Origin of the sequence: Streptomyces chattanoogensis (genome assembly GCF_001294335.1) — a bacterium.
Lineage (GTDB): Bacteria > Actinomycetota > Actinomycetes > Streptomycetales > Streptomycetaceae > Streptomyces > Streptomyces chattanoogensis.
Genome location: NZ_LGKG01000113.1, coordinates 45,277 through 66,008 on the forward strand (window position 1 = coordinate 45,277; position 20,732 = coordinate 66,008).

20 protein-coding genes and 1 pseudogene are annotated in these 20,732 nt (G+C 71.8%); 8 read left to right on the plus strand and 13 right to left on the minus strand.

Annotated elements, in window-relative coordinates; all coding sequences use genetic code 11:
• Positions 1–5: 5 nt before the first annotated feature.
• Complete coding sequence (locus ADL29_RS14415; protein WP_046925297.1) at positions 6–650, plus strand: amino acid ABC transporter permease; 645 nt, start codon at positions 6–8, stop codon at positions 648–650.
• The gene (locus ADL29_RS14420; RefSeq protein ID WP_053924063.1) at positions 647–1,519 is read left to right on the plus strand and encodes an amino acid ABC transporter permease; all 873 of its coding nucleotides are present in this window, start codon (positions 647–649) and stop codon (positions 1,517–1,519) included. Before ADL29_RS14415 ends, ADL29_RS14420 begins: the two co-directional genes overlap by 4 nt.
• A 37-nt stretch (positions 1,520–1,556) precedes the next feature.
• On the opposite strand, the gene ADL29_RS14425 is transcribed toward ADL29_RS14420, so the two are convergent.
• From ADL29_RS14425 to ADL29_RS14435, 3 genes are all read right to left on the minus strand, one after another.
• On the minus strand, positions 1,557–2,033 hold the full coding sequence (locus ADL29_RS14425; RefSeq protein ID WP_053924124.1) for a hypothetical protein: 477 nt from the start codon (positions 2,031–2,033) through the stop codon (positions 1,557–1,559).
• A gap of 48 nt (positions 2,034–2,081) precedes the next feature.
• Entirely contained in the window at positions 2,082–2,537 is a 456-nt protein-coding gene (locus tag ADL29_RS14430) for a pyridoxamine 5'-phosphate oxidase family protein (RefSeq protein WP_053924064.1), read from the minus strand.
• Between the two features lie 87 nt (positions 2,538–2,624).
• Positions 2,625–4,229, minus strand: a complete 1,605-nt coding sequence (locus ADL29_RS14435; protein ID WP_053924125.1) for an alpha/beta fold hydrolase — start codon at positions 4,227–4,229, stop codon at positions 2,625–2,627.
• A gap of 321 nt (positions 4,230–4,550) precedes the next feature.
• Here ADL29_RS14435 and ADL29_RS14440 point away from each other — a divergent pair, with 321 nt between their 5' ends.
• Positions 4,551–4,886: a hypothetical protein gene (locus tag ADL29_RS14440; protein ID WP_053924065.1), complete on the plus strand. Its 336-nt coding sequence runs from the start codon at positions 4,551–4,553 to the stop codon at positions 4,884–4,886.
• Positions 4,887–5,042: 156 nt separating this feature from the next.
• Here ADL29_RS14440 and ADL29_RS14445 read toward each other — a convergent pair whose 3' ends face one another.
• Complete coding sequence (locus tag ADL29_RS14445) at positions 5,043–6,092, minus strand: glutathione S-transferase family protein (RefSeq protein WP_053924066.1); 1,050 nt, start codon at positions 6,090–6,092, stop codon at positions 5,043–5,045.
• A 221-nt stretch (positions 6,093–6,313) separates the two neighbouring features.
• Here ADL29_RS14445 and ADL29_RS14450 point away from each other — a divergent pair, with 221 nt between their 5' ends.
• Positions 6,314–7,216 (plus strand): hypothetical protein, encoded by a 903-nt coding sequence (locus ADL29_RS14450; protein ID WP_053924067.1) that lies wholly within the window; start codon positions 6,314–6,316, stop codon positions 7,214–7,216.
• Between the two features lie 95 nt (positions 7,217–7,311).
• Here the strand turns inward: ADL29_RS14450 and ligD are convergent, their stop codons facing one another.
• The 4 genes and pseudogenes from ligD to ADL29_RS14470 all read right to left on the minus strand — a co-directional run bounded on the left by ligD (position 7,312) and on the right by ADL29_RS14470 (position 10,982).
• On the minus strand, positions 7,312–8,283 hold the full coding sequence (ligD, locus tag ADL29_RS14455) for a non-homologous end-joining DNA ligase (RefSeq protein WP_053924068.1): 972 nt from the start codon (positions 8,281–8,283) through the stop codon (positions 7,312–7,314).
• A gap of 153 nt (positions 8,284–8,436) precedes the next feature.
• Positions 8,437–9,456 (minus strand): annotated as a pseudogene (locus ADL29_RS14460) (MMPL family transporter); the annotation flags it as partial.
• A 142-nt stretch (positions 9,457–9,598) separates the two neighbouring features.
• Positions 9,599–10,255 (minus strand): class I SAM-dependent methyltransferase, encoded by a 657-nt coding sequence (locus tag ADL29_RS14465; RefSeq protein ID WP_053924070.1) that lies wholly within the window; start codon positions 10,253–10,255, stop codon positions 9,599–9,601.
• A gap of 58 nt (positions 10,256–10,313) precedes the next feature.
• On the minus strand, positions 10,314–10,982 hold the full coding sequence (locus ADL29_RS14470; RefSeq protein ID WP_078970997.1) for an alpha-ketoglutarate-dependent dioxygenase AlkB: 669 nt from the start codon (positions 10,980–10,982) through the stop codon (positions 10,314–10,316).
• Positions 10,983–11,100: 118 nt separating this feature from the next.
• Between ADL29_RS14470 and ADL29_RS14475 the strand changes: the two genes are divergently transcribed.
• Complete coding sequence (locus tag ADL29_RS14475; RefSeq protein WP_053924071.1) at positions 11,101–11,838, plus strand: SDR family NAD(P)-dependent oxidoreductase; 738 nt, start codon at positions 11,101–11,103, stop codon at positions 11,836–11,838.
• A 313-nt stretch (positions 11,839–12,151) separates the two neighbouring features.
• Here ADL29_RS14475 and ADL29_RS14480 read toward each other — a convergent pair whose 3' ends face one another.
• Together ADL29_RS14480 and ADL29_RS14485 are read right to left on the minus strand one after the other, a co-directional pair.
• Positions 12,152–13,252, minus strand: a complete 1,101-nt coding sequence (locus tag ADL29_RS14480) for a calcium:cation antiporter (RefSeq protein ID WP_053924072.1) — start codon at positions 13,250–13,252, stop codon at positions 12,152–12,154.
• A gap of 79 nt (positions 13,253–13,331) precedes the next feature.
• Positions 13,332–14,075, minus strand: a complete 744-nt coding sequence (locus ADL29_RS14485) for a hypothetical protein (RefSeq protein WP_046925286.1) — start codon at positions 14,073–14,075, stop codon at positions 13,332–13,334.
• A 158-nt stretch (positions 14,076–14,233) separates the two neighbouring features.
• On the opposite strand from ADL29_RS14485, the gene ggt reads away from it, so the two are divergent.
• The 3 genes from ggt (at position 14,234) to ADL29_RS14500 (ending at position 18,129) form a co-directional block, all read left to right on the plus strand.
• A complete protein-coding gene (gene ggt / locus ADL29_RS14490) occupies positions 14,234–16,042 on the plus strand; it encodes a gamma-glutamyltransferase (protein WP_053924073.1) in 1,809 nt (602 codons plus the stop codon).
• Positions 16,043–16,184: 142 nt separating this feature from the next.
• On the plus strand, positions 16,185–17,645 hold the full coding sequence (locus ADL29_RS14495; protein WP_053924074.1) for an amidase: 1,461 nt from the start codon (positions 16,185–16,187) through the stop codon (positions 17,643–17,645).
• Between the two features lie 37 nt (positions 17,646–17,682).
• Positions 17,683–18,129, plus strand: coding sequence for an ASCH domain-containing protein (locus ADL29_RS14500; protein ID WP_053924075.1), 447 nt, complete (start codon positions 17,683–17,685; stop codon positions 18,127–18,129).
• 67 nt (positions 18,130–18,196) lie between these two features.
• On the opposite strand, the gene ADL29_RS14505 is transcribed toward ADL29_RS14500, so the two are convergent.
• The 3 genes from ADL29_RS14505 to ADL29_RS14515 are packed head-to-tail and all read right to left on the minus strand — an operon-like array spanning position 18,197 to position 20,690.
• Positions 18,197–18,751 (minus strand): isochorismatase family protein, encoded by a 555-nt coding sequence (locus ADL29_RS14505; protein ID WP_053924076.1) that lies wholly within the window; start codon positions 18,749–18,751, stop codon positions 18,197–18,199.
• A 47-nt stretch (positions 18,752–18,798) separates the two neighbouring features.
• A complete protein-coding gene (locus ADL29_RS14510; RefSeq protein ID WP_078970998.1) occupies positions 18,799–20,262 on the minus strand; it encodes an MFS transporter in 1,464 nt (487 codons plus the stop codon).
• Positions 20,259–20,690: a MarR family winged helix-turn-helix transcriptional regulator gene (locus ADL29_RS14515; RefSeq protein ID WP_053924077.1), complete on the minus strand. Its 432-nt coding sequence runs from the start codon at positions 20,688–20,690 to the stop codon at positions 20,259–20,261. The genes ADL29_RS14510 and ADL29_RS14515 overlap by 4 nt, the downstream gene beginning before the upstream one ends.
• Positions 20,691–20,732 lie beyond the last annotated feature (42 nt).

The window sequence follows — 20,732 nt, forward strand, 5'->3', positions numbered from 1 at the left end:
CGCCCATGAACGTTCTCCTCGACAACCTTTCCCTCTACGGGGACGGGCTGCTGGGCACCATCGAACTCACCGTGTTCGCCTCGCTCCTGGCCCTTGTGCTGGGCTTCGTCATGGCGGCCTTCCGCGTCGCACCGGTCGGTTCGCTGCGGGCCGTCGGCACGGTGTGGGTGACGGTGCTGCGGAACACGCCGCTGACCCTGCTGTTCTTCGCCGTCGTCCTGGGCCTGCCGCGCTTCGGCCTGGTCCTGCCGTTCAAGCTGTTCGCCATCCTCGCGCTGGGCTGCTACACCTCCGCCTTCATCTGCGAAGCGGTGCGCTCCGGCATCAACACCGTGCCCGTCGGCCAGGGGGAAGCGGCCCGCAGCCTGGGCATGACCTTCCCCCAGACCCTCGGCGACATCGTCCTCCCGCAGGCCTTCCGCTCGGTCATCCCGCCCATCGGCTCCACGCTCATCGCGCTCGCCAAGAACTCCGCGATCGCCGGCGCGTTCAGCGTCACCGAACTCCTCGGCGTCTACAAACCCCTCAACGAGCTGGGCTACAGCATCATCTGGACCTTCGTCTGGATCGCCGTCGGCTATCTGATCGTGACCCTGTCCATCAGCGCGATCTTCAACCTGCTGGAGAAGCACCTCGGAGTCGCACGATGACCACGACCACCGCCCTCTACGACATTCCGGGCCCGCGCACCAGACAGCGCCACCGCCTCTACGGGATGGCCTCGATCCTCGTCATCGTGGCCCTGATCGCCTGGATCGTCTACCTGCTCTTCTCCACCGGCCAGTTCACCGCTGCCAAATGGACCCCCTTCACCTACAAGGGAATTCAGGAACTCCTGCTCACCGGCCTCGGTAACACCCTGCGGGCCTTCGGTTTCGCCGCGGTGTTCTCGCTGGCGTTCGGCGCGGTGCTGGCGACCGGGCGGCTCTCCGCACACCGCCTCATCCGCTGGGTGAGCACGCTGGTGGTGGAGTTCTTCCGCGCGATGCCCGTGCTGGTCATGATCTTCTTCATCTATGTGGCGCTCAAGGCCGAGCCGCTGACCGCCCTGGTCGCCGGACTGACCCTCTACAACGGGTCGGTGCTCGCCGAGGTCTTCCGCAGCGGCGTCAAGTCCGTCGAGAGCGGTCAGGGGGAGGCCGCCTATGCGCTCGGTATGCGCAAGACCCAGGTCATGATGCATGTACTGGTCCCGCAGGCGGTCCGCGCCATGCTCCCGGCGATCATCAGCCAGCTGGTCGTCGCCCTGAAGGACACCTCGCTCGGCTATCTCATCACCTACGAGGAGTTCCTCCACGCCGGCAAGCTCATCGCCTCCAACCTGGACTACGGTCTGCCGTTCATCCCGGTCGTCATGATCATCTCGCCGATCTACATCGGGATGTGCATGCTGCTGTCCTGGCTGGCCAACTGGGTGGCCCGGCGTCAGCGCCGCAACCCGAAGGTCGAGACGGCGGAGGTGGCACCGCCGGAGCCCGGGACACTGCTGACGGGGGCGCATCGGCCGCCGCCGACGTAACCGGCGGGCGCAGTCGGCCGGCGTGAGCATCCGGCGCTCAGCGGACGTTGCGCGCCATCCACGGGCTGAGCGCGCCCCGGAAGACCAGCTCCTTGTACGTCTCATCACCGGGCAGGGGAACCACCAGCCACTGCCCCGGCGGGAAGAAGCGCGCCTTGACGTGCGCGAGCCCGCCGTACACGGACCGCAGAAACGCCGGCACCGCATCCCGCGGGACATCGGCGAACTCCACCCCGTCCACGGTGATCTTCGCATCGTCCTCCGGGAAGACCTGGACGGTGACGGCCGGGGAGCCGCCCAGTTCCACGAACGCCTCGTGCGGCAGCGAGCCGTCCGCGTCCAGGACGGTGAAGGCCCCGGCCGAGGTGCGACGGGAGGTCTGGTCCGCACCGATGTCGTCGGAGACGGTCACCTCCAGGCGGTACTCGTCGGCGATCTCCCGGATCGCGGTGACGGCCGCCTCGGTGGTGGGGAGGCGGGGAGGGCGAGCGGGCTGCGACGGTCGGTGTCCCATGACCACGATCATGCATGATGCGCGCCGGCCCATGCCCTCCCGGGGCGCTCACACCGCCCAGACCCCCTCCCGCATCAGCTCCCGGCCCGCCAGCTCGTTCTCCTCGCGCCAGGCCAGGACCCGCTGCGGCCGGAACGAGAGAAAGACCCAGGCGGGGTGGCCCCGTGGATCCCAGCCCAGCTTCTCGGCGAATGCCTGGCCCGCCGCGTCCGGCAGGCCGTCGGACCCGATGACCTCGGCCGTGCAGTCCAGGAGCACCACATCCCGGGTGGGGCCCAGGGCGATCCGGCATACGCCGTTGTCCCGGAGGTTGCGGGCGGTGGGGTTGGCCGACTTGGTGGCCATCAGCAGCCGCTCCCCGTGCCAGACGAAGGACAGCGGTACGAGACAGGGCGCGCCGTCCGCGGACGCCGAGGACACCCACGCGTCCTCGTCCGTCTCCAGTCGCCGCAGGGCGTCCCGCTTCCGCTGCCCGGCCTCGCGTGCCGGTGGAAAAGTAGCCACGGCGGGAGGCTACTGATCATGCGCTCCCGCCACCTCGGGCCCGGGGCGTACGCCTGGGGGCGTAGGACGTGGGACGTCGTACGACCGTCAGTCGCGCACCGGCACCGACACATACGACGGATCGTCCGCCGGGGAGGAGAACGTCAGCCGGGCGCCCAGCGGGTTGTGCTCGATGTACAGCGGGTCGACGGTGTCCACGACCACCGCGAGGCGGTGACCGGCCGGAACGTCGTAGGCGGTGGAGAAGAGGTCCAGGTCCACGCCGAAGGGCTTGCCGGGGGTCTTGCCGTGGAAGGTGAACGGGGCGTGGGTGACCAGTTTGCCGAGGCCGAGCGGGCCGACGTCGTAGAGGTAGGCAATGGCGGTGCCGCTCTCGGCGGTGCTGGTCACGGTGGTGTGCAGCCGGGTGGTCCCGCGCACCCGTTGCCCGGCCTCGTAGCGCTCGGACTGCCAGACAGCGGCCAGCGGGCGCGGCAGCAGCGGGATCGACGCCATCGGCGGCAGCCGGAAGAACTGGTCCAGCATGCTGGAGAGGAAGATCAGCCCGCCGTCCGCACCGGAGTCCAGGTTGGTGTGGATCTGCCGGCTGCCGCCCAGCTCGATCCTCCGGTGCGCGGACGGGACGTCCTTCCAGCTCTGGTAGCCCTCGTAGGCGCCGGTGGAGCGGGACTTGAGCAGTACCGGCGACTCCCGGTCGATGCCGTTGTCCGCGCCCTTCAGATAGTGGTCGAACCACCGCTTGGTGTTCGTCCAGGTGTCGTTGGGCAGCCCGAAGAGCCCGGTGGCCTCGGCCGTCGCATGGTCGCCGGGCCGGAACTCCAGCCGCTTCGGGCCCTTCAGCTTCTCGTAGAAGGCGGCGTACTGGTTGGGCGGGAACAGCGAATCGCCCCAGGCATTGCCGAGCATGATCGCCGCGCCATTGGCATTGATCTTGTCGAGATAGGTCGCGGGGGAGCGCTTCTTCCCCCACGCGATCATCTCCTTCTCCTTGGCCAGGTTGGACGTCATGAAGTTCTTGAGGATCTCCTGGAGTTCGGGGCTGGGGCGTCCGGTCAGTGCGCCCGCGCCGCCGAGCATCGCCGCGGCCTGGACATGCTGGGTACGGCCGCTGTAGATGGAGTTGATCAGGTCGCCCCAGCCGCTGAGCGCCGCAACCGCCTTGATCCGCTTGTCGAACGCGGACGCCAGCAGACTGATTCCGGCCCCGTACGAGACCCCGCCCATGCCGACCTTGTGCGGATCGGCGGGCGTGTGGGCCAGCGCCCAGTCGATGACCTTCGACGCGTCGGCGATGTCCTGCGGCCCGGCGGTCTCGATCTGGCCGCCCGACTGCCAGAAGCCGCGTGAGTTGTATCCGACGACCACATAGCCGGCATCGGCCAGTTTGCTGGCCTGCGCCATGTATTCGACCTGGGGCATGCCCCAGCTCGTGGGCAGCACGATCACCGGGTACCGCCGGGTCCCGTCGGCACCGGCCGGGGTGAAGACATTCGCCTTGAGAGTGATACCGCCGTCGCCCTTGATGTCGACGAACTTCACCGGGGGCGCGGGGGACGCGGCCGCCGAATCCGCCGTCGTGGCCTGGGCGGTGGCCGGGGAACCGGTGAGCGCGGTGGTGGCGAGCACCGCCGCGGAGACGGTGCCGATCGCGGCGCGCAAGGTCGTGCGCGAGGGCGTCTTCTTCACCGGCATCGTCATCGCGGACGCCGTCTTCGCCGACGTCTTGTTCTCCAGCGCCTTCTGCTCCGGCGTCATCTTCTCGGGCGTCATCGTCTCTGCTCCAGGTCTCGATGCGAGCCACGCGCACGCTGTCCGCAGACAGGTGGGGCGTACGGGGCTCGAGTTGACTGGAGAGTAAGGTCGATGACTTACCGCTGGTAACCCGTCGGTAGGTTACGGATGGGTAACGTCGATGTGTCACGTCTGACTGCCTGTTGCCACGTTTGCCCGCCGTGCTCGTCCGCCGCGTCATGTCCACTTGACGTCAGGGCTGCATGACAGGAGCCTGGGGGCATGCTGACTCCCGAAAGCCTCGAGGGGCACTTCACCCTGCTGACCGCCACGGCGCGCTATGACGCGCTCCGGCTGCGGGACTCCCTCGCCCCGGACCCCGATGTCCAACCGCTCTCCCGGGACGAGGTGTTGGAGATGCTGGCCCTCGGCGAGGTGATCGCACGCAAGGCGGCGTACGGACGGCAGCTCTCGGTGCGCTCCGCACGCGCCGCGGGTGCCTCCTGGTCGCAGGTCGGCGCGGCACTGGGGATGAGCAAGCAGGCCGCCTGGGAGGCGCACAGCCGCTGGCTCGAGCAGAACGCCGGACGCGCGGGTGGGAGTGAGGGAGGGGAGTGACGGGAGAGGGGGCCCCGTGGGACGGATGGGGTGAGCGGGGCGGGCGTCGACGGCGCCGCCGTGCACTTCCTGCCCATCCGCTCGCCCGAACCCGGTGCCTGCCACTGCTGATCACTCACCGCCGGCCCTGCAGGCATTCCGGGAGGTGCCCATGCGCTACACCGGTGGGCTTTCCGGGCGCCCCGACGCGGGTACTTCCTCGCCCTCCGGGACCGGCCCCGGGGGTGTCCCGTCCCCGTACGGCCGCCCGCCCAGCTCCTCCCGGTGGTGCGGTGTGAGCCAGCCGGCGAGGTCCGGGCCGAGCGGGACGATCTTGGTGGGATTGATGCCGGTGTGCATCCGGTAGTAGTGCTGTTTGATGTGGTGGAAGTCGACGGTGTCGCCGAAGCCCGGCGTCTGGTAGAGATCCTTGGCGTACGACCACAGCACCGGGTCCTCGGCCAGTTTGAAGCGGTTGCACTTGAAGTGGCTGTGGTAGACGGCGTCGAAGCGGACCAGTGTGGTGAACAGGCGGATATCGGCCTCGGTGAGGGTGTCGCCCACCAGGTAACGACGGCCGGCCAGCCGGTCGGACAGCAGGTCCAGGCGCCGGAAGACGTCGCGGCAGGCCTCGTCGTACTCGGCCTGCCCGGTGGCGAAACCGGCGCGGTACACCCCGTTGTTGACATCGCGGTAGACGCCGGCCATCACCTCGTCGATCTCCGCCCGCAACGGCTCGGGATAGAGGTCCGGCGCGCCGGGGCGGTGCAGCGCCGTCCATTCGGTCGCCAGGTCCAGGGTGATCCGCTGGTAGTCATTGGTGACCAGCCGTCCGCTGGGCACGTCCACGATGGCGGGGACGCTCACCCCGCCGGGGTAGTCCTTCTCGCGGGCGTCGTAGGCCTCGCGGAGATGGCGGATTCCCAGTACGGGATCGCGGCCGCCCGGATCCAGCGTGAAGCGCCAGCCGGCGTCGTCCTGGATGGGGTCGGCGACGGCGAGCGACAGCGCTTCCTCCAGGCCGAGCAGCCGCCGCGAGATCAGCGCCCGGCTCGCCCAGGGGCAGGCACGGCTGGCGACGAGGCGGTAGCGGCCGGGCTCCACGGGCCAGCCGTCCCGGCCGTCCGCGGTGATGCGGTCGGCGAAATGGCTCTTGGAGCGCTTGAAAGGCTTCCTGCCCAATTGGGCATAGGCATCGGCGTTTCGGGGCCGGTCGGACTGCGGCATTGGTGCTCCTCGGTGGCTTGTTGTCCCGTGTGGCTGCCGCCGGCCTTCCCGGCCGGCGCTTTTGTCACGCAGTCCGGCGCAAAGAGGTATGTCCGGGAATAGCGTTATCAGGGATTGCATGTGACGGTGAGCAGTATGCGGTGGGCGCAGGAAAGGGATTTTTTGTGAAGGGCATAATCGCCACTCGCCGGTAACCCGGGACCCGCACCTATCATCGGCCGATGATCAAGAAAGTATTCGGCGTCGCCATAGCCGGCGCCGCTCTCCTCGTGCCCATGGCCGCCGCACACGCCGCGGATGCGGTCGACTGGCAGCGGGTGGGCGAGGGCATCACCTCCGGAATCAGTGGAATCGTGGTCGACGGCCGGGGCGGCTCCGCCCTCGACACTCTTGCCGTCCGTGACAATAAGAACCCCGGAGAGAGCCGTTTGGTTGCAGTGCGTTACCGTCCGGGCGCGGCGCCGCGCGTGCGGCCGGTGCGGTGGAGCGGGGAACTGCCCGTCGACCTGGAGGCGCTCGACGCCGTGCCCGGCCGGAGCCACGAGTACGTGGCCCTGGCCAGCCGTGGCACGGCGTACCGCATTCACGTGGACAAGGGCACCGCGCGCATTGTCAGTACTTTCCCGTTGCCCGGGATTTCCCCGGACGCCAACTACGAGGGATTCGCGCTGTCCGCCACGGAGGACGGAATCATCGCCGTCTGGGCGGACCGCGGACAGGACGACCGGCCCGCACGGCTGACCACCGCGAAATGGGACCCGGCCAGCAACGCCTTCGGTGAGCGCGATTCCGCGGAATTCAGCGCGCCGTATCCGCACAAGGACGTCCGGCACATCTCGGATGTGAAGATCTCGGCCTCCGGTGAACTGACGGTGTCGTCCGCCTCGGACCCCGGGGACGACGGCCCCTACGACTCCGCGCTCTACGGCATCGGCCGTGTCTCCGTCGGCGACGGCCGAGACGCCGAGGTGTCCGTGTCCGACGCGCCGCACCGGCTCGCCACGTTCTCCGGGCACAAGGTGGAGGCGCTCGCCTGTCTGCCGGGATCGCGGGAGGGGATCCTGGGCACGGATGACGAGAACGACGGCGGGTCGATCGCCGCCGCCGGGTTCTGCAGCCCGTAAGGCGCCCGGGCGGGAAGAGCGGCCGAGGGGCAGCCGTCCCTGCCTCGCGGCGGCGAACCGCCATGGTGCGATGCGCCAGGAAAAGTGACGCGACGTCAGCCCAGGCGGGTCAGATCGGGCCGCAGCCGGTGCCAGATCGGGTGCCGCAGCCGTCCCGCCGACGTCCAGCCGGTGAAGGTGATCTCGGCGATGAGCCGGGGCTCGGCCCAGTGGGCGCCCGTCACATCGACAGGGTTGATGAAGGGGGAGTGGCCCAGCGGGATCACCCCCAGATACTGCGCGAGGTCCCGCCGCTCCCGGTCGGACAGGCCCGAGCCCACGGAGCCGACGTACCGCAGCCCGCTCGCCTCCCCGACGCCCGCCAGGACGGCGCCGGGAAGCCCGGTGAGGCTGCCGTGTCCCTCCGTCCAGCCGCCGATGACCACATCGAGCGTCACCAGATGCTTGGTCTTGCGCCACTCGGGTGACCGGACGCCCGGTGTGTACGGCGAGGTCAGCCTCTTCGCCACCACGCCCTCGATGCCGCCCCGCAGCGACGCCTCCCACGCCTGCTGCCCCTGGCCCTCCACATAGCCCGGCACCGACCAGTTGGGGCCGCGCAGCCCCAGCTGCGACAGCATCCCGCGCCGCTCGTAATACGGCGCGCCGAGCACCGAGCGGCCCAGATACATCACGTCGAAGAGAACGAGGTGCACCGGGTACTCCATGGCCAGCCGGGCCGTGCGGCGCGGATTCACCACACCCATCCGGCGCTGCAGCAGCCCGAAGTCGGGCCGTCCCCGCGCATCGAGCACCACGACCTCGCCGTCCAGCACCGCGGGCCGCCCGCGCAACTGATCGCCCAGCGGCGCAAGCTCCGGATAGGTCGTGGTTGCCTCATTGCCCGCCCGGGTGACCAGCCGGACCGTACCGTCGCCCGGCGTGCTGACGATGCAGCGCGCACCGTCCCATTTGGCCTCGAACGCCCAGGCCGCCTGCTCGTGCTCGGCGGGCAGTGGGCCGACGGTGGCCAGCATCGGCCGGATCTCGGGGTACGGGAGGAAGCCGGACTCGGCGGTCGGCACCATATTCCGGGCCATATGTCGATGATCGGGGGATACCGGGGCGGTGGCCAGGCGGGACCTTGGGCGGCGGCTGTGGCGGGAACCCCTAGGGGGCGTTCGAACGGATCCCCTAGGGGGAGCGTGCGCCCCTTGCATCCCACAACGCGGCAGGGCCGGTCAGTGTTCCCGCCGGACGGTGTTCCCGGCAGGCTCGGCGTCCGCCGTGCCCTCCGGGGACAGCCGGGGCAGGAGCCGGTCCAGCCAGTGCGGTGTCCACCAGGCGGACCGGCCGAGCAGGGTCAGCACCGCCGGGACCAGCAGCAGCCGGACGACCGTGGCATCGATCAGCACGCTCACCGCCAGGCCCAGGCCGAGCATCTCGACGACGATGGTGTCGCTGACGATGAAGGCGGCGAACACGCTCACCATGATCAGCGCGGCGCAGGTGATCTCCCGGGCCGTGATCTCCAGGGCGTGTGCCACGCTCGCCTTGGCATCGCCGGTGCGCAGCCAGGCCTCGTGCACCCGGGAGAGCAGAAAGATCTCGTAGTCCATGCTCAGGCCGAAGATGATCGCGAACATCATCATGGGCACATAGCTCTCGATGGGGACGGTGCCGGAGACGCCGAGCGCAGGGCCGCCCCACCCCCACTGGAAGACGGCCACGACCACCCCGTACGAGGCCGCGATCGACAGCACATTGAGCACCGCGGCCTTGACGGCGACCAGCACTCCCCGGAAGACGATCAGGATGACGAGGAAGGCCAGGCCGACGACGACGGCGATGATCAGCGGAAGGCGGGCGGCGACGATGTCGAGGAAGTCCACCTGGGCGGCGGTCGTGCCCGTGACATAGCCGTGCGCGTCCGTTCCCCGTGCGGCCCGGGGCAGGACCTCGTCCCTGAGGCGGGGCCGCGTCCGGCACACCGGTGAGCGCCTTGGCGGCTCCTGCCGCCAGCGCGGAACGGTCCTGCTGCGGAACGTCCGTCTGGTCGATGACCAGCGTCAACGGCCCGTTGGAGCCGGGACCGAACGCCGCGGTCATGAGATCGAAGGCCCGCCGGTCGCCCACGGGCGGCGCTCCACCCGTTGCGCATAGCGGTGCCAGGTGCCCCGGGGCTCGGTGCCGGGCGGGCTGTTGGTCTCGGCGACGGGGGTGCGGACGTGCACAGCCGGCCATGATCCGCCGGACAGCCCTGACCGGCTGCGGCCTGGGGCGGATCCTTCATGTCGCCCTGGAGAAGGGGCGGCACGACGGACCGCATCGGACAATCCGTATTCCATGCCGCTGCCGCCGGTGCCGCATGCCGAGGAGGAGACACGGGTGAATGCGCCGCGGTCAGAGGTCCTTGCGGAAGACCAGCAGATAGCGCCAGAAGAGCAGTCGGCGGATGCTGCATCCGGGAAGCAGTATCGCGGCCTCCCGGCGGATCCGGCGCAGAGGTACGGCCGGTTCCTTGATCGGTGCCTGCACCGCGGGCGGCCGCCGTCCGCCGAGCCGATCCGCAGCGGCGACGGCCAGCCTGGCGGCCGCGTTCACCGGCGAGGCGGCCAGGCCCCAGGCCCAGTCAGCGGGAGTCTGCTCCGGATAGCAGCCCAGAATGACCAGTACGCCACCGGGTGCGAGTGCCGTGCGCAGGGTGGCGACCGTGTCGAACGGCATGTGATGGATGCTCGCCAGGCAGGAGATGAAGTCGTAGTGGCCGACGGGTAGTTGGAGTGCGGTGATATCGGCGTGCTCGTAGCGGGGGAGGAGGACGTCCGCGGTCCCGGCAGTCCCCGCAGTGCCTGCCTCCCCCGTCGTCTGCGCCGAAGCGCTGCGAGCTGCCGCGATGGCCTCCCCGGACGGATCGACGGCGTGCACCTCGATCCCGCGCCGGGCGAGGCGGCGCGCGAACCGGCCGGTCCCGCACCCCACATCGAGCGCCGTACCGCATGCGGCGGGCAAGTGGCGTAACAGCAGCCGGTGGTAGTGGTCGTTGTGGTGGAAGGGCATGGGCAGAGACCCTACGCCGCCGTCCGGAGGCGGGCAGCCGGGCCGGTGAAAGCCCGGTCTAGCGGGGAGAGCCGGGCTCCCCCAGCGTACGGAACGTCACCGACACCCGCCGCTCCCGCGGCACCCGGCCGCCCGCCGGACCCGGGTCGCTCTTGCGCGCGGCGATGGCATGCCGCCAGGTGAACCGGGCCGGTCCCGTCATCACGCACAGACTGCCCGGGGCGAGCGGCACCGCCACCTTCGCGCCGGTCCCGGGATCGCTGAAGTCCATGACACACCGGGACCCCAGCGACACCGCCGCCACCACCGGACCGAAGCACGGCACACAGTCCACATGGGCACTGATGCCCTGCCCCGGCCGGTATTCGTTGACGATGACCTGATCCGCCTGACGGTCCATCACCTCTTCGCCGGCCAGCCGCGCGGCAAGGTCCCGCAGCCATGAGGGAACCGGCGGCGCGGCCGCGGCCCGCGCATCCGCCGCCACGCTGCGCCGCCCGTAGTCGTACCGCCGCCCGTAGTGCTGCACCCGCCGTTTCAGCTCCGTCGACCATGCGCCGGCGTCGATACGGGCGAGCAGCACACCGCACGCCTCCGGGGCGAGCCAGTCGGCGACATAGCGCAGGCCGGGGACGGGAACGGCAACCGTCCCCTCCGCGGCGACGGGGAGGGGGAGTTGGCCGACTCGGCCGAGTGGATCGGGTCCGAATTCCGGTTCCGCAGACATCCGTGCACAGTAGCCAGCCGCGCGGCCGCCCGCCCCTCGCCCGCCCCGGAAGCGGCCCCTGCCACTGCGTACGATTGCGGTGATCAAGCACGGGCGAGCAGGGTGAGGGTGAGCGCGCATGAGCCGGGCGGTGCTGGTGACGGGGGCCTCGCGGGGGATCGGCCGGGCGGTGGCGGAGCGGTTCGCCGCGGCCGGGGACCGGGTGGCGCTGCACTACGCATCGCGCCGGGAGGCGGCGGAGGAGGCCTTTGCGGCGCTGGCGGGGAGCGGGCACGTCCTGGTGCAGGGGGATGCGGCGACGCCGGACGGCGCGGCCGCGATCGTCGAGGCGGCGGTGGACGGGCTCGGCGGGATCGATGTGCTGGTCAACAATGCCGCGGCGAATGTGGCGCACCCGCTGGACCGGACGTCGTTCGAGGAGTGGCAGCGCGCCTGGCGGGAGATCGTGGACGTGAATCTGCTGGGGGCGGCGCACCTCTGCTACTGCGCGGCGCGGAACATGATCGAGCGGGAGGTGGCGGGCCGGATCGTCAACATCGGATCGCGGGGCGCGTTCCGGGGCGAGCCGGACCATCCGGCGTACGGGGCGTCCAAGGCGGCGCTGCATGCCATGGGTCAGTCGCTGGCGGTCCATCTGGCGCCGTACGGGATCGCCGTCGCCTCGGTGGCGCCCGGTTTCGTGGGCACCGAGCGGGTCGCGGACCGGATCACCGACGAGGTCCGGCAGCAGAGCCCGTTCGGCCGGGTCGCCACACCGCAGGACGTGGCCGCCGCCGTCCACTACCTCGCCTCGCCCGAGGCGGTCTGGTCCTCCGGCGCGGTGCTGGATGTCAACGGGGCATCGCACCTGAGGTGAGTGCTGGGGCGCGGCGCGCCCGTGTGCCGGCAGGGAGGGGCGGGAAAAAGGGAGGCCCCGGCCGAACGGGGGAATTCGGCCGGGGCGGCCCCGGCCGAACGGGGGAATCAGGCCGGGGCGGTTTGCGGGGGAGGCGTTCGGAATTCGGTTTCCGTAGAACCTCCGATTGAACGGTAAACCATCAAGCGGCGTTCCGGTTCTCTCACCCCGGGTGACGCTCGTCACCCGGTCCCGGGACCGGCGGACCGGCGGCGGGGGCGTACGCCCGGGAAATCGGGGACGCCCAGAGAATCGGGGACGTATCCCCACGACATCAGGGACTGACCGCCAGCACGATGTACGCCGCCAGCAGGGCGAGATGGACCCCGCCCTGCAAGGGGGTGGCGCGGCCGGGGATCACCGTCAGGGTGCCCACCATGATGGTCAGCGCGAGCAGCACCATGTGGGTGGCGCCCAGGCCCAGATAGAGCGGGCCCGCCAGCCAGACGGAGGCGACCGCGACCGCGGGGATGGTGAGGCCGATGCTGGCCATCGCCGAGCCGAGGCCGAGGTTGAGGCTGGTCTGGACGCGGTCCCGGCGGGCGGCCCGCACGGCGGCGATGGTTTCCGGCAGCAGCACCAGCAGGGCGATGACGATGCCGACGACGGAGGCGGGCAGGCCCGCCGCGGCCACGCCGGACTCGACGGCCGGTGAGACCCCCTTGGCCAGCCCGACCACCGCGATCAGCGCCAGCGCCAGCAGCCCGAGGCTGGTCAGCGCGGCCCGCCGGGACGGGGGACGGGCATGGTCCTCGGTGTCGATCACCTCGCCGGACGAGGTCACGGGGAGGAAGTAGTCCCGGTGCCGCAGGGTCTGGGTGGTCACGAACATGCCGTACAGCACCAGTGCGGCGATCGCGGCGAAGACCAGTTGCGGGGTGGAGAACCGCGGCCCGGGGGTGGTCGTGGTGAAGTTCGGCAGGACCAGGCTGAGGCCGGACAGCGTCGCCACCGTCGCCAGGGCGGCGCCGGTGCCCTCGGAGTTGAAGACGGCCACCCCGCGTTTGAGGGCACCCACCAGCAGACACAGGCCGACGATGCCGTTGCAGGTGATCATCACCGCGGCGAAGACGGTGTCCCGGGCCAGCGAGGCGGCCTTGTCGCCGCCGTCGGCCATCAGGGTGACGATCAGCGCCACCTCGATGATCGTCACCGCGACCGCCAGGACGAGGGACCCGAACGGCTCGCCCACCCGGTGCGCGATCACCTCGGCGTGATGCACCGCGGCCAGCACGGCCGCGGCCAGAAAACACGAGACCAGCACGACCAGGGCGACCGGCAGGGTCGCCCCCCACGTCAGCGCCAGGAGCACGACCGCCAGGACCGGCACCGCACCGGTCCAGTGCAGGAGGGCGGCGCGCAGGCGGGCGATCATGCCCCGAGCCTCGCAGATCCTGTGGGCCGCCGCCCGCCGAGTGCGCCGGGCCGGTGGACGCCTCGGGGCGCCGCCTGCCTCAGGCCGCCGCCCGGTGGCCCTTCGGCTCGGCGGGCGAGGTCGCGGCCTTGGTGACATCCGCGACCAGCTCGACGACGTCGGGCCCGTACGCCTGCGAGTTCACGACCTTCAGCAGCAGCGCGAACTGGCCCCCGGTGCCGTGCTTACGGGCCAGCTTGGCCCGGTTGCGTACGAGGTGCCGTACCGCGGCCCGGTGGGTGACCGGCCGCTGACCGGCCGCCAGGAACACCGGCCGGTCGCCCTCACCGGCCGTCAGCCGCGCCAGCAGGACGTACTCGACCGCACCCGGCTCCATCCGGTACGCCGTGCCGCCGATCGTGAACGTGCCGCGGCCCGCGCCGGACTCGTCGCCCGGGTGCACCGCGACGCCCGGCAGCAGATTGGCCATATGGGCCGCCAGCCGGCGGTGCGCGGTCGGGTCGCCGACGCAGAACTCGGTGCGCGCGCCGAAACCCTGCAGCCCGGTGTCGTGCGGCGCGACCTCCGGGTGCGCACCGCAGTTCTCGATCACCCCGGCCAGCCCGAGCAGCGCCATCGCGTCATGACGCGGGATGCTCCAGTGGGCCGAGGAGTTGTCGCGGTGCGTGACCAGCACGCACTCCGAACCGTCCGGCAGCCCGAAGAAGTCTTGCTCGCGGGTCAGCTTCCGGCGGGCCGCCGCCGATTGCACGGCCCAGCCGGCCGCCAGGCCCACCACGAGGGCCGCGACCGCCACGGTCAGGAGCAGCAGGGTGTCGTCCATGGCGGGCGAGCGTAGCGGCTGCCCGGGTGTGCGTTCGAGGGCGGCCCGGGGGATGGGGCGGCTTGCCCCGCTATGCCCTCTGCCGAGGCGATGCCTCCGCGAGTAGGCTCCGGGCCCCTGTCGCCTCCCGCCGCGCACGCCTTGGAGGTCAATCCGGTATGTCCCACGTCCGACGTCTCACCGTCCTGGGGGCCGCCGCCGCGCTGGCCGGCTCCCTGCTGACGGTCCCGGCCGCCGCCCGCTCCACCCCGCCCCCCGGCCCCCCGCCCCAGGGAAACACCAAGACCCCGGTCGCCGTCGGCCACGGCGGGGCGGTCGCCAGCGTCGACGCGGACGCCTCCGCCGCCGGCATAGCCGTCCTCAGAAATGGCGGCAACGCCGTGGACGCCGCGGTCGCCACCGCCGCCGCCCTCGGCGTCACCGAGCCCTACTCCGCAGGCATCGGTGGCGGCGGCTACTTCGTCTACTACGACGCCAAGACGCGCACCGTACGCACCCTCGACGGCCGGGAGACCGCCCCGCGCTCCGCCGGCAAGAACCTCTTCCTGGAGAACGGGGCACCGATCCCGTTCGAGGAAGCCGTCACCAGCGGCCTGAGCGTCGGCACCCCCGGCACCCCCGCGACCTGGGACACCGCCCTGCACAAATGGGGCAGCCGCTCGCTCGGCCAGGTGCTCCGGCCCGCCCGGAAACTCGCCCGGGACGGCTTCACCGTCGACGAGACCTTCCGCCGCCAGACCGCCGCCAACGAGGCCCGCTTCCGGGACTTCCCCGCCACCGCGGACCTCTTCCTCCCCGGCGGCAGGCTCCCGGCCGTCGGCTCGACGCTCAAGAACCCCGATCTGGCGCGCACCTACGGGGAGTTGGCGGCCAAGGGCGTCCGCGCGCTCTACGCCGGCGACCTGGGCCGCGATCTCGTACGGACCGTCCGCACACCGCCCGTACGCCCGGGATCGGACCGCCGCGTACGGCCCGGCGACCTGACCGCCGACGACCTCCGCAGCTACGAGGCCCTCGGCCAGGCGCCCACCCGCACCGCCTACCGCGGCCTCGACGTCTACGGCATCGGCCCGTCCTCCTCCGGCGGCACCAGCGTCGCCGAGGCGCTCAACATCCTTGAGAAGACCGGCCTTTCCCACCTGACCGAAAAGCAGTACCTGCACCGCTATATCGAGGCCAGCCGGATCGCCTTCGCCGACCGCGGCCGCTGGGTCGGCGACCCGGCGTACGAGGACGTCCCGACCCACGGCCTCACCTCGCAGCGCTTCGCCGACTCCCGCGCCTGCCTCATCCACGACGACAAGGCCCTGACCAGCCCGCTCGCCCCCGGCGACCCGCGCGACCCCAAGCCCTGCGGCACCACCGGCAAGGCCGCCCCGACCACGTACGAGGGCGAGAACACCACCCACCTCACCGTCGCCGACAAGTGGGGCAATGTCGTCGCCTACACCCTCACCATCGAGCAGACCGGCGGCAGCGGCATCGTCGTGCCCGGCCGGGGCTTCCTCCTCAACAACGAGCTGACGGACTTCTCCTTCGCGCCCGCCGACCCGGCGGTACACGACCCGAACCTGCCCGGCTCCGGGAAGCGCCCGCGCTCGTCCATCTCCCCGACCATCGTCCTGCGGCACGGCAAGCCGGTCGTCGCCCTCGGTTCACCCGGCGGCGCCACCATCATCACCACTGTCCTGCAGAGCCTGCTGAACTTCCTGGACCGCGGTCAGCCCCTGGTCGACGCCATCGCCGCGCCGCGCGCCAGCCAGCGCAACGCGGCGGCCACCGAGCTCGAACCGGCCCTGTGGAACAGCCCGCTCCGCGGCCAACTCGAGGCCCTCGGCCACACCTTCAAACAGAACCCGGAGATCGGCGCGGCGACCGGCGTCCAGCGGCTGCCGGACGGACGCTGGCTGGCGGCGGCCGAAAAGGTACGGCGCGGCGGCGGCTCGGCGATGGTGGTCCGGCCATGACGCAGAGCGCGCCACCACCGGCCGCTGTGCCGTCCGTGTACCGTCCATGTGGCCTACCGCGCGGCGTCATTGCTGGCCATGGTGGTGACGACTAACCTCCTGGGACCGTTCGTCGAGAACGGTCCCAGGGAGGGCGCGCACCGTGAGCGTTGACGAGAGCCAGGACAGCGGAACCGGGTCCCGCCGTACCGGTTCGCCGGCCGGAGGACCGGAAGGGCTCGCCGAACAGGCGCGGGCGCTGGCCGAGGGGCGGATCACCTCCACCGCACTGGTACGGCGTTCCCTGGAGCGCATCGAGGCCACCCAGAACACCGTCAACGCCTTCCGGCGGGTACGGGCCGAGGCGGCGCTCGCCGAGGCCGCGGAAGCCGACCGCCGGCTGGCCGCCGGCGAACGGCTGCCGCTGCTCGGGGTGCCCGTCGCGGTCAAGGACGACACGGATGTGGCCGGCGAGCCGACCGCGTTCGGCTGTGCGGGGGAGTTCCCGCCCAAGGAACACGACGCCGAGGTCGTACGGCGGCTGCGCGCGGCCGGCGCGATCATCGTCGGCAAGACCAACGCCTGCGAACTGGGCCAGTGGCCGTTCACCGAGGGCCCGGCCTTCGGCGACACCCGCAACCCCTGGAACCTCGACCACACCCCCGGCGGCTCCTCCGGCGGTTCGGCCGCCGCGGTGGCCGCGGGCCTGGTACCGGCCGCGCTCGGCACCGACGGCGCGGGCTCGGTCCGTATCCCCGCCGCCTGGTCCCACCTCATCGGCATCAAACCGCAGCGCGGCCGCATCTCCACCTGGCCGGACGCCGAATCCTTCCAGGGCATCACCGGCATCGGCCCGCTGGCCCGCACCGTCGAGGACGCGGCGCTCCTCCTGGACGTCGCGAGCGGCAACCACGCGGGCGATCTGCACCGGCCCCCCGCCATCGCGGCGCACGCCGCCGCCGGCCGGGACCCCGGGCGGCTGCGCATCGCCCTCTCCTGGAAACCGGCCCTCACCTTCACCCGCAAACCGCTGCACCCGGACGTCCGGGCCGCGGTCACCGGCGTGGCCCGCACCCTCTCCCGGCTGGGCCACTTCGTCGAGGAGGCCGAACCCGACTACGGTCTGGTCGGTCTCTCCTTCGTCCCCCGCGCCACCGCCGGCGTCGGCGAATGGGCCGCCCGCGTCCCCGACCGCACCCTCCTCGACCCCCGCACCCGCGGCTCCGTCCGCATGGGCCGCATCCTCGGCGGCCCGGTCCTGCGCCGCGCCCGCGCCGCCGAACAGCGCCAACAACGCCGCATCGGCGCCCTGTTCGGCCCGTACGACATCCTGCTGACCCCGACCACCGCCACCCCGCCGCCCCGCATCGGCACCCTCGCCAAACTCAACGGCTGGCGCACCGACCAGGCCATGATCGCCGCCTGCCCCTACGCCTGGCCCTGGAACGTCCTGGGCTGGCCCGGCGTCAGCATCCCCGCCGGATTCAGCAAGGACGGCCTGCCCCTGGGCGCCCAGCTCCTGGGCCCGGCGCACGGCGAGCCGCGGCTGATCTCGTTGGCGGCGCAGCTGCAGGACGATCTGCGGTGGCACGAGCGCAGACCGGTGGGACATCCGACGTCCTAGGTCCTCTCCGGCGGCAGGCGGCTCGTACGCTGGGCCCATGCCCACCTCAGCGGACCACCTGCCCCCCTTCGAGCTGGCCTTTCCCGGGCCGCTGCGCGACAAGTTGGTCGCCGCGGTGCTGTCCGGCGCGAAGACGGCGACGACGGGGCTGCTCGCAGGATACGAAGCTGAGAACGAACCGCTGCCGAAGCCGGGGGAGCGGTCTGCGCTGCTCGACTCCCAGGAACGCCGGGTCGCCGTCCTGGAGATCACCGACGTGCAGGTGCTGCCGCTCGGAGAGGTCGGGCTGCGGCATGCCGTCGACGAGGGTGAGGGATACGGGTCCGTCGCCCAATGGCGGGCCGCGCACGAGCGGTTCTGGCACGGCGCCGAGCTGCGCGAGTTCCTTGGGGACCCCGAGTTCACGGTGTGTGACGAGACCTTCGTCGTCACCGAACGCTTCCGGGTCGTGGCGCGACTGCGGTCCGCGGGCGGTGCGGGCTAAGGCCTGGTCCGGCGGATCGCGGCGGCCTTTCCGACCCCGGTCCGCCGGACAGGCCCCGGACCCCGACTCACCCCAGCAGCCCGATGATCTCCTCCGTCGTGCCGGTCTCGCCCAGCCGCGGGAAGATCTTCTCCAGGCTGTTGCGGTGCGCCGCCTCGTCCAGGTCGGTGACCGCGTCGGTGGCGACGGTGACGTGGTAGCCGTGCTCGTGGGCGGCGCGGGCGCTGGATTCGACGCCGATGCTGGTGGCGATGCCGGCCAGCACGACCTGGGTGATCCCGCGGCGGCGGAGTTCCAGGTCGAGGCGGGTGCCGTAAAAGGCGCCCCACTGCTGCTTGGTGACGGTGATGTCGGAGGGCTGCCGGTCGAGTGCGGGGACCAGCTCGGCCCAGTCGGCGGGCGGGGTGAAACCGCCCGGGCCGGATTCGGTGCGGCCCGGTGCGCCGCCGGTGACGTTCACCAGGACGACGGGCAGCTCGCGGGCGCGGAAGGCGGCGGCCAGGCGTGCGCCGCGCTCGATGACCTCGGCGGACGGTTGCGGGGCGGTAGGCAGGGCGGCGATGCCCTTCTGCAGGTCGATCAGGACCAGGGCGGTGCGGGCGTCGAGGGTGGTGGCGGGCACGGGGGCTCCTTGAGTCGTGAGGGAGGTGAACCGGCTTGGATATGCGGTCAGTTGGTGGCCGCAGCGGGGCTTCCGGCGCGCAGGGTGCGGTCGGTCAGGGTGAGGGCGAGGAGGAGCGCGCCGAGGCCGAGCCCGATCGCGGCCATGTGGTGCAGGCCGGGATCGGAGGCGCGCTGTCCGTACAGGACGCCGATGAGGCCGGAGGCCGTGATGGCTCCGAGGTACTGGGCGGTGCGCTGGAGCCCGGCGGCCGCGCCGACGCCGTCGGCCGGGGCCTGGGCGTAGACGGCGGCCTGGTTGGCGGTGGACGCCAGGCCCTGCGGGATGCCGAGCAGGGCGCCGGCGCACAGCAGCGCGAGGAGCGGGCTGGTGCCGTGCACGACGAGGAGGACCGCGCTGCCGGCCGCGAGACAGAGCGCGGCGAGGGTCAGTGGCGCGCGGATCCCTTTCGTACGGGCGCCCGCGATCGAGCAGAAGGCGGCCACGCCGGACATCGGCAGCATGATCAGTCCCGCGTGGAAGGACGAGTAGCCGTGCACCTGCTCCAGCCACTGGCTGAAGCCGTAGAGCGCGCAGTAGATGACGAGGTAGGTGAGGCCGTGGCGCAGGTAGGTGCGTACCAGCCCGCCGTTGGCCGCGAGCATGCGGAGGTCGAGAAACGGGGCCGGGTGACGCAGCTGCCACCAGACGAGGACGGCTGCCAGGACGGCAGCGGGGGCGAGCAGGAACCAGCGGGGATCCGCGAGGTCGTTGAGGAAGAACATCGTGGTGGTGAGCGTGGCCGCGAAGAGGGCGATGCCCAGGGGGTCGAGGGCGCCGGCGCGGGCGGAGTCGCGGCCGGACCTCTCGTCGCGGGCGGCGTTGGCGTCCCGGGTGGACTTCTCGTCGCGCGGCAGCCACACCAGCGCGAAGACCAGAGCCAGCAGCGCCAGCGGCACATTGACGGCGAAGACCGCGCGCCAGCCCGCCGTGGCGGCGAGCAGGCCGCCGAGCGTGGGGCCGACGGCGGCGCTCGCCAGCGCGGCGAGCGAGAGCCGGCCCAGAACGGCGCGGGGCGTGGGCCGGCCGGTCCGCCGCGACTCGGCGCGCAGCATCGCCATCGCGGCGGGGTAGGCGGCCGCCGTGCCGATGCCGAGCACGACCCGGGAGACGATCAGCAGGGTGAAGACGGGGGCCAGCGCCCCGATCAGCCCCGCCGCGCAGACCATCAGCGCACCGGCGACGAACACCCGCCGCGGCCCGACGCGGTCGGCGAGCCGCCCCATCGACGGCTGCCCCACCGCGCTGGCCAGATACATCGCGGAGAGCAGCCAGGCGGTGTCGGCGGGCCCGACCCGGAAGTCCTGCCCGATGGCCACCAGAGCGGTGGCGATCATCGTGGAGTTGATGGGGTTGAGGAGCGAGCCGAGGAGCAGCGGAGTCATCAGGCGCGCGCCGAAGGCCCGGTGGGGGACGCCGGCGGGTGTACCGTCCAGGCCGGCGGGCTTCGTCGAACGGCTCGGCGCGCTCATTCCTGCGTCAGCCGTCGTATCAGCGCGGTAGCCGCGGTCAGGGTGCGCTGTTCCTCCGGGGTCAGCCGTTCCGCGATGGTCACGGCGAGCCAGTTCTGCTTGGCCTGGCGTGCGGCCTTGAGCAGCCGGCGCCCCTCCTCGGTGAGGGAGAAGACGACCTGCCGCCCGTCGGTCGGATGCGGGCTGCGGGCGAGGACGCCCATGTCCTCCAGCGCGCCCACGGTCATCCGCATGGACTGCGGGCGGACCAGCTCGGCGCGGGCCAGCGCCGCGGTGGTGGCCGGCCCGTCGGCGTCGATCCGGGCGATGACCGAGCGCTGGGTGGGGCTCAGCTCACCCTGCGGCGACGCCGCGCGCAGGCGTCGCATCAGCACGCCCACGGCCGCGCCCAGATCCGTGGCGAGGCGTTCCTGGTTTTGGTCCGGCATGGCGCCAGCGTATGTAATCGACAGGGAAACTTGCAAGTTTTC